We start from the raw sequence: 16,974 nt of genomic DNA on the forward strand, positions 1-16,974 counted from the left end.
GCGGCTAGAATGCCCAGCACTTCAGCCTGCAATCGATCCCATCAATTGCCAACCGCCCCCTTAATTCGAGGCACGCATGTCCAGTCGCCTGAGTCCTGATGATCAAAAACGCGTCGAGCAATACCTTAGCGCTCCGCAACATCAGGTCGAGCGCCAGCCGTTCAAGGTCTGGCGACTGCTGCTGATCATCGTAATGGTCACGATTGGTCTGGGTGTGCTGAGCCGTCTTCTGAGTCGACTGGTGCTATGAGCTGCTTAGCGCTCGCCCCCTGCGACTCGCCACTTTTTCTTAAAAGCCTTGTGAGCGTGTCTGATGACTCATCAAATCGTAATTGTCGGCGGCGGCGCCGGCGGACTGGAGCTTGCCACCCGCCTGGGTAGAACCCTGGGCAAACGCGGCCAAGCCAAGATCACCCTGGTCGATGCAAACCTGACGCATATCTGGAAACCGCTGCTGCACGAAGTGGCCGCGGGCTCGCTGAACTCCTCAGGTGACGAACTCAACTACGTGGCGCAAGCCAAATGGAATCACTTCGAATTCCAACTGGGGCGGATGTGCGACCTCAATCGCGCAGAAAAACGTATCAGCCTTGCTGCCACCCTGGATGATCAGGGGCAGGTGCTCATGCCTGCGCGCGAGCTCAGCTATGACAGCCTGGTTATTGCTGTGGGAAGTACCACCAATGACTTCGGCACGTCGGGCGCCGCCGAGCACTGCCTGTTTCTCGACACCCGCGAGCAGGCAGAGCGCTTCCACCACCAGCTGCTCAGCCACTACCTGCGCGCCCATGCTAGCCAAAGCGCAGCTACCGAGCTAATCAACATTGCCATCGTCGGCGCCGGCGCAACAGGTGTTGAACTGGCCGCCGAACTGCACCATGCCGCACGCGAATTGGCTGCCTACGGATTGGATCGGATCAGCCCGGAAAACATGCGCATCACCCTGATCGAAGCCGGCCCCAGGGTCTTGCCTGCCCTGCCGGAGCGGATCAGCCAGCCCGTGCATAAGACCTTGGAGAAACTCGGCGTAACCGTCCTCACCGGCGCCGCCGTCAGCCAGGTCACTCGCGAGGCGCTGCATACCGCGCAAGGTCAGGTTATTCCGGCCACCTTGAAAGTCTGGGCGGCAGGGATTCGAGCACCTGATTTCCTTAAAGAGCTGGATGGCCTGGAAAATAATCGCATCAACCAATTGCAGGTGCGCCTGACGCTGCAGACCACCCTGGACGACGACATTTTTGCCTTCGGCGACTGCGCAGCCTGTCCGCAGCCTGGCAGCGGAGGACGCAACGTGCCGCCGCGCGCGCAAGCAGCGCACCAGCAAGCATCGCTACTGGGCAAATCACTGAAGCTGCGCATCGAGGGCAAAGCTCTGCCTGAATACCGCTACCGCGATTACGGCTCACTGATCTCGCTGTCGACCTTCTCTGCGGTCGGCAACCTGATGGGCAACCTGACCGGCAGCGTCATGCTCGAAGGCTGGCTGGCCAGGATGTTCTACATCTCGCTCTACCGCATGCACCAGATCGCTCTATACGGCGTCACCCGCACACTGCTGATGATGCTTGGCGACCGCATCGGCCGCAGCACCGAGCCGCGTCTAAAGCTGCATTGATTGGCTCAACCCTATCCGCAGGAACTCGCCATGGCCGCCCAGCACCATGTGCGGCATGGCCAGTTCTTGCGTTTAAATCCGCCAAAGAATGGAGGTCGACATAAATCGCAGGCAATAAAAAACCCGCACTAGGCGGGTTTTTTATCATTCAAGCATGCTTGAAATGGTGGGTCGTGTGGGATTCGAACCTACGACCAATTGGTTAAAAGCCAACTGCTCTACCAACTGAGCTAACGACCCAAAAATGGTCGGGGTAGGGGGATTCGAACTCCCGACATCCTGCTCCCAAAGCAGGCGCGCTACCGGACTGCGCTATACCCCGATGAAAGATTGGCTCCGCGACCAGGACTCGAACCTGGGACCCAATGATTAACAGTCATTTGCTCTACCGACTGAGCTATCGCGGAACTACTTGCTTCCGTTCTCAGAAACTGGAGCCGGTTATTAAATCGTTTCCCGTGTCTGAGGCGCGCCATTTTACGTTTCCGCGCGCGCCTGTCAACCCCTTAAATTGCTTTTAGTACAATGATTTGCAGCTGCGTGAGCGGCTGCTATATCTTCACTAGGTCTGTATTCATTGCAGGACGCACAAGCCGTAAGGCTCCAGCCAGGAAAGTCCATGAGTAACCAGGGCACACCGCCAAATCCACCCGGCTCAACGCACACCCTTGCCAGCCGTGGCATCCAGCCACGCTTCGGCGACTTGGTGCAAAGCTGTCGAAAACTAGTGATGAACCGCCTGGCTGAACACCTGACGGGGGTCTTTGCCCAGGTCGACGACACGCTGTTCGAATGCGCCGAAAAAGCCGAGAACAATCAGGTGCAAACCCTGTTCTTCGACAACATGCGCGAGATCCGCCGGCAGCGCCCGCAGATTGAACGCAGCTATCATCAGCAAATTGCACAGAATTTCTCTGATTTCCTCGAAGGCAAACTCAAGCCACCACCCAGCACCAGCAAGCTGGACGCTGAGCACATGGCGCTGGTGCAAAACGAGGATTATGAAGAAAGCCTGCAAGTCACCAATATGGTCAGCCGGGTCAAGGCGCGCTGCGCGCAATCACTGTTTGCACTGGAACAACGCCTGGCACTCCTTAATAACGGCCAGAAGCTCGGTGAGGACATCAATCCCTTTGGCCCGCAGATGATTGCCCAGGCGTTTCGCGATGCCCTGACACCCTGCCCATTTCCACTGCGTATAAAGGTCATCCTTTATACGTTGTTTGATACACATGTTATGCAGAGCCTGGACAGCATCTATACCGCATTGAATCAACGCCTGATCGATGCAGGCGTGCTGCCAAATTTGAAGTACACCGCGCAGCGCAACAACCCACTGCTGCGGCCTAAAACCTCGACTGCCGCTCCGACCAAGCAAGCACCTGAAGGCAGCAGCTCCGCCAGCAACAGCCAGACCGGTACGCCTTCGGCACCAGCGCCAGGGCAATCCTACAAGCCTGTCACTACAGACCTCAGCGGCCCACCACCGAGTGACCCCCTGGAATTGCTCGGCAGCCTGGCGACACTACTGGGTGAACACCGCCAGCGCGATATTGACGCGCCACTCCTTGGCGGCACGCGCAGCATTGCCAGCTTCACACCGCGCGAGGCGACCAGCACCTACAGCGCCTCAGCCCTGCTGGATGCACTCAACCGCATGCAGCAACAATCGGCCAACGACCTGTCGCAGCGGCTGAGTCGCCCACAGCAGGTCGAGGGCCTCAAGGCAGATTTGCAACAGCAGCTGGAAGCGCACAGCGAGCTACCGGGCCAGCAGAAGGTTTCTGACCAGGAAGCCGACGTGATCGACCTGGTCGGCATGCTGTTCGACTTTATCCTCGACGACGACAACCTGCCGGACACCTGCAAGACCACCCTGTCCCACCTGCATACGCCCTACCTGAAAGTGGCACTGCAGGACAAAGCGCTGTTCACCCAGCACCACCACCCGGCCCGGCGCCTGCTAAATGCCATGGCCCAAGCAGGTGTTTTGTATGGCGGGGAAGGCGACGAACGCGGCCTGCTGGCCAAAATGCAGTGGGTGGTTGAGCGGGTTATCCACGATTTTTTCGGCGACCTGCAACTGTTTAACAACCTACTGGAGGAGTTCAACGAATTCGTTGCGACACTCCGCCATAAGGTCGAGCTGCGCGAGCGCCGTGCAGTAGAAGCGGCAAAAGGCCGCGACAAACTGCTTGGCGCTCGTCAGCATGCAGTCGAAGTGATCGGCAACAGCCTGAATAATCGTCAACCGCCGACCATCATCCGCAACTTCCTCGAACTAACCTGGGCGGACGTACTGGTCTTTGTACTGCTGCGCAATGGTGAGCAGAGCCCGGAATGGCAGCGCGCCTGCGAAGCGGCCGAGCAACTGGCCTGGAGTGGCACCCTGCTTGACGACGCCGGCCGTGAGCGCCTGCAGAAATTACGCGTACCGCTGCTCGAAGACCTGCGCAAAGGCCTGGAGCTGCTGGGCGGCTACCACGAAGACGGCATCCGCCGGCTGCTGCAGGACCTCGTGGCCTGCCAACATGCCGTACAGGCTAAACAGCCACAAGTGGCCGCCCAGCTCAAACCCATCCTGCCCGAGAGCCCACTCGGCGCCATGCTCGGTGAAGACGCCGCGCTGGCCACTCTGGCACCACGCGAATCAACACTCTCGACGCGCGCGCTGGCGCTGGCTAAAGAGCTGGGACATATCGAGTTCGGCACCTGGTTCGAGTTCGTCAATGGCGAGCAGGTGCGCACACTCAAGTTGTCCTGGTTCAGCCCAACAACTCGCAACTACATGTTTGTCGACCAGAGCGGCCAGCGCGTAGCAATCAAGCCACTCACCCAGCTGGCCACTGAAATGGAACAAGGGCTGGCGCGCATCGTCACCCCCGAACGAGGTGCACCACTGGTGGACCGTGCCCTTACCGCCATTTACCGCGTGCTCCAACGTTTTACCGGGCGCACGGCTGAGCCTCAAGAATAAGGAACTCCTATGGATGACGAACGTCGCCTGCACAGCCGGCATAACGCCGACGTGCAGCTGGAAGTCTTCGACCTACACACGGGACAGCGCCTGGGCCGCGTAGTCGACTTGTCCGCCGACGGCTTTATGTTGTTTAGCGATACGCCGCTAGCTGCCGACGAGTTGGTGGAGTGCCGCATAGTGAGTGAGCAACCGGTAGAGGGCGTCTGTGAAATCACCCTCGGCGCTGATTGCCTGTGGAGTCGTCCTGGCGCCGACGGCCAGCACTGTTGGGCCGGCTTTCACATCATTGACCTGGCAGAAGACCAGGCTGCCGCACTGGAAGTCCTACTCAAGCACCTGTAATCCGCCCCAATAAAAACACCCCGGTCAGCGCCAACTGAACCGGGGTGTATTTTTATTTTGCCGCCCTATTGTGGCCGACAGCGTTTAACCAAAGACGATTTCATCGCCCTCAACCTTACCTGTCACACTGCTGCCTGGGGCGAACTTGCCGGCCAGAATCAGCTGGGCCAAGGGGTTTTCGATCCAGCGCTGCACAGCACGCTTGAGCGGGCGAGCACCATAGACCGGGTCGTAACCAACGGCGATCAGCTTATCCAAGGCCTCATCGGACAACTCCAGGCTCAGCTCACGCTCAGCCAGACGCTGACGCAAACGGCTCAGCTGGATTTGTGCGATACCAGCAATCTGGTCGCGGGCCAGCGGCTCGAAGATCACCACTTCATCAATCCGGTTGATAAATTCCGGACGGAAGTGTGTGCCCACCGCATCCATCACAGCTGCGCGCTGTGCCTCACGATCACCGACCAGCTCCTGAATCTGCGAGGAGCCGAGGTTGGATGTCATCACGATCACGGTGTTCTTGAAGTCCACTGTGCGGCCATGGCTGTCAGTCAGACGACCATCTTCCAGCACCTGCAACAACACGTTGAACACGTCCGGATGCGCCTTTTCCACTTCATCCAGCAGGATCACCGAATAGGGCTTACGGCGTACCGCCTCGGTTAAGTAACCGCCCTCTTCGTAACCGACATAACCCGGTGGCGCCCCGATCAGCCGCGCCACGGAGTGCTTCTCCATAAACTCGGACATGTCGATACGCACCAACGCCTCTTCGGTATCGAACAGAAACTCAGCCAACGCCTTGCACAGTTCGGTTTTACCGACCCCGGTAGGACCAAGAAAGAGGAACGAACCGCTCGGCCGATTCGGGTCGGACAGCCCGGCACGAGAGCGCCGAACCGCGTTAGCCACAGCAACCACGGCTTCGTCCTGACCGATCACCCGCTGATGCAGCAGGCCTTCCATTTTCAGCAGTTTGTCGCGCTCGCCTTCGAGCATCTTGCTTACCGGAATACCGGTCCATTTCGACACCACTTCGGCGATTTCTTCCTCGGTGACCTTGCTACGCAGCAACTGGTTCTCGCTTTTACCGTGCTGATCGACCATCTGCAGGCTGCGCTCCAGATCGGGAATAATCCCGTACTGCAGCTCGGCCATGCGGTTGAGATCACCCTTGCGCCGCGCCGCCTCAAGCTCCTGACGGGCCTGCTCGATCTTCTGCTGGATTTGCGCGGAGCCTTGCACCTCAGCCTTCTCAGACTTCCAGATTTCCTCCAGGTCGGCGTATTCGCGCTCCAGGCGCGCAATGTCTTCGTTAAGCTTGGCCAGGCGCTTGATCGCCGCTTCGTCGTCTTCTTTCTTCAACGCCTGGGCTTCAACCTTGAGCTGAATCAGGCGGCGCTCAAGGCGGTCGAGCACCTCGGGCTTGGAATCGATCTCCATACGAATGCGGCTGGCCGCTTCGTCGATCAGGTCGATGGCCTTATCCGGCAACTGACGATCGGTGATATAGCGGTGCGACAACTTGGCCGCGGCGATGATCGCGCCGTCAGTGATGGCCACCTTGTGGTGCACCTCGTAGCGTTCTTTCAGCCCACGCAGGATGGCGATGGTGTCTTCTTCGCTCGGTTCATCCACCAGCACTTTCTGAAAGCGCCGCTCCAGCGCTGCGTCTTTCTCGATGTACTGGCGGTACTCGTTGAGCGTGGTCGCGCCGACGCAGTGCAGCTCACCGCGCGCCAGCGATGGCTTGAGCATATTGCCAGCATCCATCGAGCCTTCGCCCTTGCCGGCGCCAACCATGGTGTGCAGCTCATCGATAAACAGGATGATCCGCCCTTCCTGCTTGCTCAGCTCATTGAGCACTGCCTTCAGGCGCTCCTCGAACTCGCCGCGAAACTTGGCACCCGCGATCAGCGCGCCCATATCCAGTGACAGCAGGCGCTTATCCTTCAGGCCATCCGGTACCTCGCCATTGACGATGCGCTGGGCCAGGCCTTCGGCAATCGCAGTTTTACCGACGCCCGGCTCGCCGATCAGCACCGGGTTGTTCTTGGTGCGACGCTGCAAGACCTGAATGGTGCGGCGAATCTCGTCGTCACGACCGATTACCGGGTCGAGCTTGCCTTCTTCGGCACGCTTGGTCAGGTCGACGGTGTATTTATCCAGAGCCTGGCGATTTTCCTCGACGTTCGGGTCATTGACCGCATCGCCGCCGCGCAGGTTGGTCACGGCATTTTCCAGCGCCTTGCGGCTAACGCCCTGACCCAACAACAGCTTGCCCAGCTTGGTGTTCTCATCCATCGCAGCCAGCAGCACCAGCTCGCTGGAGATAAATTGGTCGCCCTTCTGCTGCGACAAGCGATCAGCCTGATTGAGCAGACGCGCCAGGTCCTGCGACAGATTGACGTCGCCGGATGGATTCTGGATTTTGCCCAGCTGATCCAGCTCCTTGCCCAAAGCCAGGCGCAGGCTGTTGACATCAAAACCGACCTGCATCAACAGCGGTTTGATCGAGCCGCCCTGCTGTTCGAGCAATGCCTGCATCAGGTGCAGCGGCTCAATGGCCGCATGGTCCAGACCAACGGCCAGGGACTGCGCATCGGAGAGCGCGAGTTGCAACTTGCTGGTTAAACGATCAATACGCATAAACAATCAACCCTCGTGGTGATGGCAGGCCGGCGCACTGAATCGCACCCAAACAGAAAGCCTGCGAGATGAAGAGTAGATGAGGACGATTGTGCAGGTTTCAAGCCGAGCGGCGTTGACCTGGATCATTTGCCGCAACAGTGCCGCAGCTGCGGCACGCGAGGATCAGTTAACCAACCAGATTAGGCTGGCAAAGCGCCCGGTTTGCGCAGAACGGCGATAGGAGAAGAAACGTGGATCGTTGAAGGTGCAGAAATCACCGCCGTACACCGCGTCAACGCCACAGGCGGCCAGACGAATACGCGCCAGCTGGTAGATATCAGCCATAAATTTGCCCACATTGACGCTGGGCTGGAATGCTGACGCGGCTTGCGCATGCTGAGCAACAAACGCCTCACGCACCTCACCGCCTACTTCGAAGGCCTGCGGACCAATCGCTGGCCCCAACCAGACCAGCACCTGATCTGCCGGCACTGCCAATTGATCCAGAGTGGCTTCAAGCACCCCGGCAGCCAGGCCGCGCCAGCCAGCATGAGCTGCCGCAACACGGGTGCCGGCCCGGTCACAGAACAGCACGGGCAGGCAATCGGCGGTCATTACTGTGCAGGCGATACCTGGCTTTTTCGTCCAACTGGCGTCGGCTTCAAGTACCAGAGCAGGGTTGGCCTCAACCACCGCAACACCATGAACCTGCTGCAACCAGGCGGGCTTGCAGCCGAGCAGGCTGACCAATCGCTGACGGTTTTTCAGCACGGCCTTTGGTTCGTCGCCAACATGCTCGCCCAGGTTGCAGCTATCGAACGGCGCAACACTGACACCACCACTGCGGGTCGTGACGCTGGTTTTGACTCTTGCTGGCGCGGGCCATTGTGGTGTTAGCCAATCGTGCATCCTGTCACCCTGCTCCCTATTCGCCACTCGCGTTAGTCAGGCCGTGCTCAGCCGATAAACGCTTCACGGTCCTGACGCAGCAGCGTCAGCAACCAGACAAAGTCATCCGGCAATGGCGACTGCCACTTCATACGTTCACCGGTGATCGGATGATCCAACTCCAGGAAACGCGCATGCAACGCCTGACGCGGGAACTCCTTGAGGGTTTGCACCATGCTTGGATTGGCGGCCGGAGGGATGCGGAAGCGCCCACCGTAGACCGGATCGCCCACCAACGGATAACCGATATGACTCATGTGCACGCGAATCTGGTGAGTACGGCCAGTTTCCAGCTTGACTCGCGCATGGGTGTGCGACCGATAACGCTCCAGCACCCGATAATGGCTGACCGCCGGTTTGCCGCCATCACTCACCGCCATGCGCTGGCGCTGCGAGGAGCTGCGGCCAATCGGCGCGTTGATCTTGCCGCCGGAGGTGATCACACCAATCACGATGCATTCATAGATACGGCTGACCGAGCGCTTCTGCAACTGGTCGACCAAACGGGTCTGCGCCTCGATGGTTTTGGCCACCACCATCAGGCCAGTGGTGTCTTTATCCAGACGGTGCACGATGCCGGCACGCGGCACGTTGATAATATCCGGCACATGGTGCAGTAAGGCGTTTAGCAAAGTGCCATCGGCATGCCCAGCAGCAGGGTGTACAACCAGACCGGCCGGTTTGTCGATCACCAGAATCTGTTCGTCTTCGTAGACGATGTTTAGCGCGATGTCCTGGGCGATCCATTCGCCCTGCGCTTCCTGCTCGGCGTTCAACGCCAGCAGTGCACCGCCATGGACGATGTCGCGCGGGCGCAACACCTCACCATCGACGGTCAACAGACCCTCTTTGATCCAGGCAGACAGACGCGAACGCGAGTGCTCGGCGAACAGGAGTGCGGCGACTTGATCGAGGCGTTGACCGCCCATTTCATAGGGCACCTCGGCGTTCAGTTCAATGATCTGCTTATTAATAGAGGACATGCTCGGCAACAGAGGGGGCATAGCTTTTGGTTTCGGCTACACGCTTGTGGTTAAATACGGCGTCTTTGCCCCAGGGGTACCGGGGGCGCTCATCATAACAGGACGGCTTTGCTCAAGACAGCCGCCGTCACAGGGACGCAAGCCGCCATGCAAGTGAAACACCTGCTGCTGATCGCAATCCTCGCCCTCACTGCCGCCTGCTCATCGAAAGAGGTGGTCGACGAAAACCTGAGCGAGACCGAACTCTACCAGCAGGCACAGGCCGACCTGGATAATAATAGCTACACCAGCGCCGTCGCCAAGCTCAAGGCACTGGAGTCGCGCTACCCGTTCGGCCGTTATGCCGAGCAAGCGCAGCTGGAGCTGATCTACGCTTACTACAAGAACGTTGAGCCTGAAGCGGCCAAGTCCGCAGCGGACCGTTTTATCCGCCTGCACCCGCAGCACGCCAATGTTGACTACGCCTACTACCTCAAAGGCCTGGCTTCGTTTGACCAGGACCGCGGCCTGATTGCCCGCTTCGTTCCGCTGGACATGACCAAGCGCGACCCGGGCGCCGCCCGCGACTCTTACAATGAGTTCGCTCAGCTCACCAGCCGCTTCCCGACTAGCCGCTACGCACCAGACGCCAAGCAGCGCATGATCTACCTGCGCAATCTGCTGGCCGCCTATGAGATTCACGTGGCGCACTACTACCTGACGCGTAACGCCTATGTGGCAGCAGCCAACCGTGGCCGCTATGTGGTGGAAAACTTCCAGGAAACCCCAGCAGTCGGCGACGGCCTTGCGGTAATGACCGAGGCCTACCAGCGCCTGACCCTGGATGACCTGGCGGCTACCAGCCTGGAAACTCTCAAGCTCAACTACCCGGACCACCCAAGCCTAGTTGACGGCCAGTTTGTCCCGCGCGAAGAAGAAGCCGACAGTCGCTCCTGGCTGGCAAAGGCGACCTTGGGCTTGATTGAAACTGACACCCCGCTGCCACCGGGTGAAACCCGCGCCAGCCAGGATGTGATTCGCCAATACGAAGATGCCGAAGAGCAAATCCCGGATGACCTCAAGGCTGGCACCAGCGAAGAAAAACCGAGCCGCTCCTGGTTCAGCTACCTGACCTTTGCCCTGTTCGACTAAGCCGGCAAAACGCAGTGGAAAAGGGAGGCCTTAGGCCTCCCTTTTTATTGGCCAGATGGCCGAAGCTGAACGGCAAGTAAGCCCGCCGTCACCACCAAACGCGGCTTATCGCTCAAAGCGGCGGAAAACAACACTCAGCGCACGACTTCAATGCTGGGCGCACACAGACGGGTTAGCTAAACTGCCCGCTTCCCGATAGAAAGAGAGCGCCATGGGCCTGTTCCGCTTACTGTTCTGGATTGCCATCATTGCGGCCTCGTTTTGGCTGTGGCGACGCTTTACTAGGCCAACAAACCCTCGCCCTGAAGACCGCAACACCAGCTCAGCCCCTACCACCATGGTGCGCTGCGAACATTGCGGCACCCATGTCCCACGCGATCACGCGCTGGCAAAGGGCGAACAATGGTTCTGCAGCCAGGCGCATTTAGAGCAAGGCCCACAATCCGGTGAGCGCTGATTTTTCCCTGAGCGGAGAGCAAAGCAGGCGAATCCTGCGGCTCTATCACCTGTACCGCCTGGTGATCGGCATCACCCTGGCGCTGCTGGTATCCAGCAATCTGGACAGCGAACTGCTGGAAATGATGCACCCAACGCTGTTTCGCAATGGCAGCTGGCTGTATCTGGCGCTTAACGTTCTAATTATCGCCACCGTGCGCAGCCCTAAAGGTCTGGCGCAAGTATTCAGCTTGGCGTTGGTCGATGTAATTCTGCTGTCAGGCCTATTCTATGCCGCCGGCGGCACGCCCAGCGGCATCGGTAACCTGCTGATTGTTGCCGTGGCGATCGCCAATATCCTGTTGCGTGGGCGTATCGGCCTACTGATTGCCGCAGCCGCAGCAACAGGCATGATCTACCTAACCTTCTACCTCAGCCTTAGCCGACCGGCTGCTGCCGCGCAGTACGTACAGGCCGGTGCGCTTGGCGCGCTGTGCTTTGCCGCTGCACTGTTTGTGCAGGGACTGACACGCCGCCTGCAAGTCAGCGAAAGCCTGGCCGAGCAGCGTGCTGCCGACGTGGCCAACCTAGAAGCATTGAACGGCCTGATCCTGCAGCGCATGCGCACCGGCATTCTGGTGCTGGATGAACTGCACCGCGTATTACTGGCCAACCAGGGAGCCAACCACCTGCTGGGGCATGCCGACCTGACCGGCAAGATTCTCGACCCACACTGCCCAGAACTGATCAAACGCATGCAGCAATGGTCGCACAACCCCAGCTTGCGCCCCGCCAGCTTACAAGCCGCAGCCGATGGCCGAGTGCTTCAACCTAGCTTTATTGCTCTGCAGCGCGGCGAGCATAAACACACCCTGATTTTTCTCGACGACATCTCACAGATCGCTCAGCAGGCGCAGCAGCTCAAACTCGCCTCACTGGGCCGCCTCACAGCGGGTATCGCCCATGAGATTCGCAACCCCCTGGGCGCAATCAGCCACGCAGCACAACTGCTGCAGGAATCCGAAGAGCTGGAAGGTCCGGACCTGCGCCTGGCGCAGATCATCCAGGATCACTCGCGACGAATGAACTTGGTGATCGAGAACGTCCTGCAACTGTCGCGACGGCGCCAGGCCGAACCACAACTGCTCGATCTGAAGTATTGGTTACACCGTTTCGCCAGTGAATTCCGCAGCAGTGCGGCTCCCGGGCAGACACTCCACCTGGAAACCACCAGCGGCAGCATTCAAACCCGGATGGACCCGCACCAGCTCACACAGGTGCTGAGCAATCTGGTGGAGAATGGTCTGCGCTACAGCGCACAAAAGAACAAGCATGGGCAGGTCTGGCTGAAGCTGTTCCGCGACCCAGAAAGCGAGCTACCGGTACTCGAGGTATTGGACGACGGCCCTGGCGTTGCCGAAGAGCAACTGCACCACTTGTTCGAACCGTTCTACACCACAGAAAACAAGGGCACCGGCCTGGGCCTGTATATTTCCCGCGAGCTGTGCGAAAGCAACCAGGCACGCCTCGACTATAAACTGCGTGACGGTGGCGGCAGCTGCCTACGCATCACCTTCGCCCACCCGCGCAAACTGAGCTGACCATGACCCGCCAGAGAGCCTTGATCGTCGATGACGAACCGGATATTCGCGAACTTCTGGAAATCACCCTGGGGCGCATGAAGCTCGACACCCGAAGCGCGCGCAACGTCAAGGAAGCCCGCGAATGGCTAGCGAAAGAGCCCTTCGACCTGTGCCTGACCGATATGCGCCTACCTGATGGCACAGGCCTTGAGCTTGTGCAACATATTCTGCTGCGCCACCCGCAAGTGCCCGTGGCGATGATCACCGCTTATGGCAGCCTGGATACTGCAATTAACGCCCTGAAAGCCGGCGCATTCGACTTTCTGACCAAGCCGGTGGACCTCGGCCGCCTACGTGAACTGGTTGCCGCCGCCTTGCGCCTGCGCAGCGCCGATGGCGAAGAGTTGCCGGTGGACAGCCGCTTGCTCGGCGACTCACCGCCGATGAAGGCCATGCGCAAGCAGATCCTCAAGCTCGCACGTAGCCAGGCACCGGTGTACATCAGCGGCGAATCTGGCAGCGGCAAGGAGCTGGTCGCCCGCCTGATCCACGAGCAAGGCTCACGTGGCGATCAGCCCTTTATCCCGGTCAACTGCGGTGCCATCCCCACCGAGCTGATGGAAAGCGAGTTTTTCGGTCATAAAAAAGGCAGTTTTACCGGCGCCATCGAAGACAAACAAGGCCTGTTTCAAGCAGCCAACGGCGGCACGCTGTTCCTCGACGAAGTGGCCGACCTACCGCTGCCAATGCAAGTTAAATTGCTACGCGCGATTCAGGAAAAAGCCGTACGCGCCGTGGGCGGTCAGCAAGAGCTGATTGTCGATGTACGCATCCTCTGCGCCACCCACAAGGACCTGGCCGGGGAGGTCGCGGCCGGACGTTTCCGCCAGGACCTGTATTACCGCCTAAACGTGATCGAACTGCGCGTACCCGCCCTGCGCGAGCGCCGCGAGGACATTGCCCTTCTAGCAGGCATCATGCTCAAGCGCCTGGCCGAGGGCACAGGCCTTAGCCCAGCCAAGCTGGATGACGACGCGCTGGAGAAACTCAAAAGCTACCGCTTTCCGGGCAACGTGCGCGAGCTGGAGAACATGCTCGAACGCGCCTATACCCTGTGCGAAGACGATCGCATCACCACCAGCGACCTGCGCCTGGCCGACAGCGTGCCAATCAGTGAGAACGGCGAAGCCAACCTCGCACAGATCGATAACCTGGAAGACTACCTGGAAGCCATCGAGCGCAAACTGATCATGCAAGCTCTGGAAGAAACCCGCTGGAACCGCACGGCTGCTGCGCAGCGTCTGGGCCTGAGTTTTCGCTCGATGCGCTATCGACTGAAGAAGCTCGGTATCGACTAAACCGAGCATTAATTGTTGGAGGGGCTTTAGCCGCAAGCCCCTCGCAGTGAAACACTCAACAAGTCGAACCCAACCGCCCAGTAGGCGCATAAGGCGCCGGATCAACAATAGGCTCACGCCCCAGCATCAGGTCCGCCAGCAATTGGCAGGACGCCGGCGCCAGAACCAGCCCATTGCGATAATGCCCGCAGTTCAGCCACAAGCCTTCATGACCCGGCACAGGCCCAATAAACGGAATGCCCTCAGGCGAACCAGGCCGCAGCCCTGCCCAATGCCCCACCACCTCGGCATCCGCCAGCGCCGGCAACAACTCGATTGCGGAAGCTTTTAAACTGGCCATCGCTTCGTCAGTCGGTGTCTTGTCGAAACCCGCATGCTCAAGGGTGCTGCCAATCAGAATATGACCATCACGCCGCGGAATCGCATAACGCCCCTTGGCCAGCACGATGGCAGGAAGAAAGTCTTCGGCACATTTGTACAGAATCATCTGCCCCTTGACCGGCACCACTGGCAATTCGATGCCGAGGGTCGTCATCAACTCACCGCTCCAGGCACCAGCCGCGAGCACCACCTGATCGGCATACATATCACCCTGTGCGGTGTGCACGCCCGTGATACGCCCACTCTCGCGAATAAAACCACTGACCGCGCAGTGCTCATGCAAGGTGACATTCGGCATCTGCTGCAACGCAGCCCGCAGCGCCTTGACCAAGCGCGGGTTACGCACATTAGCCACATCCGCCATCCGCACCGCCCGCCCAAAGCCTTCAGCCAACGCCGGCACCGCATGCTCTACCACCGCGACATCCACACGCCGCAGCGGCCGCCCCTCACGCTGCGCCCAGGCAAGCGCCTCTGCCTCATCATCAAGATCAAGCCAATACAACCCGGTGACATACACCTCAGGGTCAATCCGCGTCTGCGCCAGTAGCTGCTCACCCAACCGCGGATAAAAATCCTGCGACCAATGCGCCAACGCCGTTACCGCCGGGCTGTAACGCCAGGGGTAGAGCGGTGAAACGATCCCCCCGCCGGCCCAAGAGGATTCCTGACCAACCTGCTGACGATCAAGCAAGGTCACCCATACACCGCTAACGGCCAAGCCATAAGCACTCAACAAGCCAACAACTCCACCCCCTACCACCATCACCCTTGTTTCGTCAAAACTTGGCATTCGAAAAATCCGCCCTACACTACGTCGATAGCGTTAACCCAATAATCTGGCAAGGAAGCTGGAATCATGAAAAGGATGCACGGCCAAACGCTGGTCGAGCTGATGGCTTGCCTATTAATTGGCGGCATCATGCTCACTTCGGCATTACCCGCTTTTACCTCAACACTGCAACACAATCAGCAAGCGCAAGCCGTCAACCAACTGCTAGGCACCCTGCATTATGCCCGCGGCTCGGCAGTGATGGGGCGCAAGACCATTGCACTCTGCTCTGGAGACGCCCTCTGCCGCTCCGAACAAGCTTGGCAGGACCAGTTGCTGGTCTTCGATGACCGCAACCACAACGGCCAACTCGACAGCGGTGAGGATCTCCTGCAACAACTCCCCATGCAGAAAGGCTATAGCTGGCGCTGGTCAAATTTTCGCAGCCGCCCCTACCTACAGTTCGAAGCCGACGGCACCACCCGGGCACTAAACGGCACGCTCACCCTTTGCCATAAAGATACACCTGCCACGCAAATCGTAATCAATTTAACAGGCAGAGCGAGAACTCAAGCAGCCCCTCGCGATGCGCGCTGCAACTAAATTACAGCTCGTCGCCCGATCAGCTCGCTTGTCCAGCAACCGATACGTTTTCCGTGGTCGTAGATTAGGATTTGCGTGGGCTCCCGCGGATACACAGCAATGCACCAGCGCAATGGATTTAGCTTGACCGAACTGATGATAGTCATAGCCATCATCGCCATAATGGCAGCGATTGGCACACCCGGCTTCCGCAGCATGATGCTCGACAATCGCTTGAACAGCACCACCAACAGCCTGCTAGGCACACTGCAATTTGCTCGTAGCGAAGCTGTAATGCAACGTTCAAGCATCACCACATGCGCCGCCAACGCATCGAACAACGCCTGCGCCAACAGTACCAACTGGAGTAATGGGGCCCTGGTGATGCGCGGCAATACACTTTTACGCATCATCCCCCCGGCAAGCGCCGGAGTGACCATCACCGCCTCACGCAACAACGTGGAATATAATGCTGACGGCACGACAAGCGCCGCGACAATCACCACGTCCGACTCCCGCCCTCAGTCACGACAGATCACAGTCAATGCCATCGGCCAAGCCTGTAGCGGGAGTGCCTGCTAATGAAAAAACACGCCCCCAGCAAAGGTTTCACCTTAATCGAAATTCTGATTGCTCTCGTAATACTTGCCGTCGGCCTACTTGGCATGGCTAGCCTGCTGCTGAACAGCATGCAGTCCAGCCAGAACGCCTATCAGCGCAGCCAAGCCAGCATGCTTGCATATGACTTGATCGAACGCATGCGGGCAAACCAAGAGCAGGCGGTTACCACAAACGCCTATACCTTGGCCGCTAACGCGACAGCCACCAGTGATCCCGAATGCACAAACTGCACCCCCGGAGAACAGGCACAGACAGATCTTCATGACTGGCGAGCAGCTTTGGCTGATGGTATTCCGGAGGCTACGGCGGCCATAACACGTAGCAACGATAACCAGTACCAAATCAGCATCATTTGGCAAGAAGCGGGCAACCTCACGACCGACAGCGAAGGCAACACAGTCACCCAGTCGTTCACCCTGAGGGTCGACCTATGAACAATCAACGAGGCCTCTCCCTTATCGAGCTGATGGTGGCAATTTTGATCACGGCGATTTTCAAGGTAGTTGTCGCGTGAGCGTGTCACGCTGCCTTTGATGTTTGCTGCAGTACCGCTTCCCGCTCCGGGTTCAGGCACACGATTGGTGCCAGCACCCAGTTCCTGATGTTGCCGCT

15 protein-coding genes and 3 tRNA genes are annotated in these 16,974 nt (G+C 58.9%); 11 read left to right on the forward strand and 7 right to left on the reverse strand.

Going from position 1 to position 16,974, the window contains the following annotated elements; translation table 11 throughout:
- The first annotated feature begins 76 nt into the window (after positions 1–76).
- Together HBN63_RS19990 and HBN63_RS19995 are read left to right on the forward strand one after the other, a co-directional pair.
- The gene (locus HBN63_RS19990) at positions 77–250 is read left to right on the forward strand and encodes a DUF3094 family protein (RefSeq protein ID WP_170050625.1); all 174 of its coding nucleotides are present in this window, start codon (positions 77–79) and stop codon (positions 248–250) included.
- A 63-nt stretch (positions 251–313) separates the two neighbouring features.
- On the forward strand, positions 314–1,615 hold the full coding sequence (locus HBN63_RS19995) for an NAD(P)/FAD-dependent oxidoreductase (RefSeq protein ID WP_170050626.1): 1,302 nt from the start codon (positions 314–316) through the stop codon (positions 1,613–1,615).
- 164 nt (positions 1,616–1,779) lie between these two features.
- Here the strand turns inward: HBN63_RS19995 and HBN63_RS20000 are convergent.
- The 3 genes from HBN63_RS20000 to HBN63_RS20010 all read right to left on the reverse strand — a co-directional run bounded on the left by HBN63_RS20000 (position 1,780) and on the right by HBN63_RS20010 (position 2,022).
- A tRNA-Lys gene (locus HBN63_RS20000) sits at positions 1,780–1,855 on the reverse strand.
- Between the two features lie 5 nt (positions 1,856–1,860).
- Positions 1,861–1,937 (reverse strand) — tRNA-Pro (locus HBN63_RS20005).
- 9 nt (positions 1,938–1,946) lie between these two features.
- A tRNA-Asn gene (locus HBN63_RS20010) sits at positions 1,947–2,022 on the reverse strand.
- Positions 2,023–2,234: 212 nt separating this feature from the next.
- Between HBN63_RS20010 and HBN63_RS20015 the strand changes: the two genes are divergently transcribed.
- Together HBN63_RS20015 and HBN63_RS20020 are read left to right on the forward strand one after the other, a co-directional pair.
- Positions 2,235–4,592, forward strand: coding sequence for a DUF1631 domain-containing protein (locus HBN63_RS20015; RefSeq protein ID WP_170050627.1), 2,358 nt, complete (start codon positions 2,235–2,237; stop codon positions 4,590–4,592).
- A gap of 9 nt (positions 4,593–4,601) precedes the next feature.
- Entirely contained in the window at positions 4,602–4,937 is a 336-nt protein-coding gene (locus HBN63_RS20020; RefSeq protein ID WP_170050628.1) for a PilZ domain-containing protein, read from the forward strand.
- An 84-nt stretch (positions 4,938–5,021) separates the two neighbouring features.
- Here HBN63_RS20020 and clpB read toward each other — a convergent pair whose 3' ends face one another.
- The 3 genes from clpB to rluD form a co-directional block, all read right to left on the reverse strand.
- Positions 5,022–7,586, reverse strand: coding sequence for an ATP-dependent chaperone ClpB (gene clpB / locus HBN63_RS20025; RefSeq protein ID WP_170050629.1), 2,565 nt, complete (start codon positions 7,584–7,586; stop codon positions 5,022–5,024).
- Positions 7,587–7,751: 165 nt separating this feature from the next.
- Positions 7,752–8,477 carry a peptidoglycan editing factor PgeF gene (pgeF, locus tag HBN63_RS20030; protein WP_160085538.1) on the reverse strand — a complete coding sequence of 242 codons (726 nt, stop codon included), beginning with the start codon at positions 8,475–8,477 and terminating at the stop codon, positions 7,752–7,754.
- Positions 8,478–8,524: 47 nt separating this feature from the next.
- Positions 8,525–9,499, reverse strand: a complete 975-nt coding sequence (rluD, locus tag HBN63_RS20035) for a 23S rRNA pseudouridine(1911/1915/1917) synthase RluD (protein ID WP_160085539.1) — start codon at positions 9,497–9,499, stop codon at positions 8,525–8,527.
- A gap of 147 nt (positions 9,500–9,646) precedes the next feature.
- Here rluD and HBN63_RS20040 point away from each other — a divergent pair, with 147 nt between their 5' ends.
- The 4 genes from HBN63_RS20040 to HBN63_RS20055 all read left to right on the forward strand — a co-directional run bounded on the left by HBN63_RS20040 (position 9,647) and on the right by HBN63_RS20055 (position 14,006).
- Positions 9,647–10,630: an outer membrane protein assembly factor BamD gene (locus HBN63_RS20040; protein ID WP_170050630.1), complete on the forward strand. Its 984-nt coding sequence runs from the start codon at positions 9,647–9,649 to the stop codon at positions 10,628–10,630.
- 211 nt (positions 10,631–10,841) lie between these two features.
- A complete protein-coding gene (locus tag HBN63_RS20045) occupies positions 10,842–11,087 on the forward strand; it encodes a PP0621 family protein (RefSeq protein WP_170050631.1) in 246 nt (81 codons plus the stop codon).
- Positions 11,077–12,666 (forward strand): ATP-binding protein, encoded by a 1,590-nt coding sequence (locus HBN63_RS20050; protein ID WP_170050632.1) that lies wholly within the window; start codon positions 11,077–11,079, stop codon positions 12,664–12,666. Before HBN63_RS20045 ends, HBN63_RS20050 begins: the two co-directional genes overlap by 11 nt.
- 2 nt (positions 12,667–12,668) lie before the next feature.
- Entirely contained in the window at positions 12,669–14,006 is a 1,338-nt protein-coding gene (locus tag HBN63_RS20055; protein WP_090249359.1) for a sigma-54 dependent transcriptional regulator, read from the forward strand.
- A 55-nt stretch (positions 14,007–14,061) separates the two neighbouring features.
- Here HBN63_RS20055 and thiO read toward each other — a convergent pair whose 3' ends face one another.
- Complete coding sequence (gene thiO / locus HBN63_RS20060) at positions 14,062–15,180, reverse strand: glycine oxidase ThiO (protein ID WP_170050633.1); 1,119 nt, start codon at positions 15,178–15,180, stop codon at positions 14,062–14,064.
- A 66-nt stretch (positions 15,181–15,246) separates the two neighbouring features.
- On the opposite strand from thiO, the gene HBN63_RS20065 reads away from it, so the two are divergent.
- From HBN63_RS20065 to pilV, 3 genes are all read left to right on the forward strand, one after another.
- Complete coding sequence (locus HBN63_RS20065; protein ID WP_170050634.1) at positions 15,247–15,762, forward strand: GspH/FimT family pseudopilin; 516 nt, start codon at positions 15,247–15,249, stop codon at positions 15,760–15,762.
- A gap of 99 nt (positions 15,763–15,861) precedes the next feature.
- Positions 15,862–16,323: a GspH/FimT family pseudopilin gene (locus tag HBN63_RS20070; protein WP_262499064.1), complete on the forward strand. Its 462-nt coding sequence runs from the start codon at positions 15,862–15,864 to the stop codon at positions 16,321–16,323.
- On the forward strand, positions 16,323–16,796 hold the full coding sequence (gene pilV, locus HBN63_RS20075; protein WP_170050636.1) for a type IV pilus modification protein PilV: 474 nt from the start codon (positions 16,323–16,325) through the stop codon (positions 16,794–16,796). The genes HBN63_RS20070 and pilV overlap by 1 nt, the downstream gene beginning before the upstream one ends.
- Positions 16,797–16,974 lie beyond the last annotated feature (178 nt).

Origin of the sequence: Pseudomonas sp. WS 5011, assembly GCF_012985775.1 — a bacterium.
GTDB lineage: Bacteria > Pseudomonadota > Gammaproteobacteria > Pseudomonadales > Pseudomonadaceae > Aquipseudomonas > Aquipseudomonas peli.